The sequence below is a fragment of the Pseudomonas brassicae genome, assembly GCF_010671725.1.
Classification (GTDB): domain Bacteria; phylum Pseudomonadota; class Gammaproteobacteria; order Pseudomonadales; family Pseudomonadaceae; genus Aquipseudomonas; species Aquipseudomonas brassicae.
In genome coordinates this window covers 1-672 of sequence record NZ_JAAHBU010000494.1, presented here as the reverse complement: position 1 = coordinate 672, position 672 = coordinate 1, and the positions used below count along the sequence as shown (strand labels likewise).

General features: G+C 56.4%; 1 protein-coding gene. It reads left to right on the top strand.

The genetic code is table 11. From position 1 onward, the window contains the following. A partial coding sequence (locus tag G3436_RS25105) for a TonB-dependent siderophore receptor (RefSeq protein WP_420801253.1) occupies positions 1-672 on the top strand: 672 nt, incomplete at both ends.

Sequence of the window (672 nt, the reverse complement as noted above, 5' to 3'; positions counted from 1 at the left end):
GCTCTTGGGACAACTACCATACGCAGCTGGATGTCACCGGGCCTATGGCTTTCGATGGAAAACTGCGCGGACGGTTGGTCACGGCTTACACGGATCGGCAGTATTTTCTCGACGAGCGAAGCACGGAATTACCCACTATCTACGGTGTTCTCGAGGCCGATGTACTGCCAGGAACGCGCCTGACTCTGGGCGGACGTTATGAGCGCATTCATGAGAATGGTTCAGGAACTGGGCTTCCGCGGTTCAGTACCGGCGAAGACCTGGGGCTGTCTCGCCATACCAACCTGAGCCAGAGCTGGGCTTACCAGGATGGCCGTTCGCAAGAAGTGTTCGCCAAAGTCGACCATGAGTTGTCGGAACGCTGGAAGGTGAACCTGAGCTATACACAGACGCAAGACGTCGGCATGAAGAAGGGTTCCTTTTCCGTGGGCGCACTCAATCCGGTAACCGGACTGGGGCCAATGTGGCTTGGTTCGAATTCCCGCTACCGTAGTGACCAGCATTTGTGGGATTTGAACCTTGCTGGCAAGTTCGACATGCTTGGGCGTGAACATGAATTCCTGATGGGTGCTGACCATCAACGAGTCACCAGTCGCTGGCAAGGTACGCCGCAGTTGGCCGGGGCCTTTGGTGCTATCGATGTCTATGATCCGGGGTCGACCCCTTTGGATC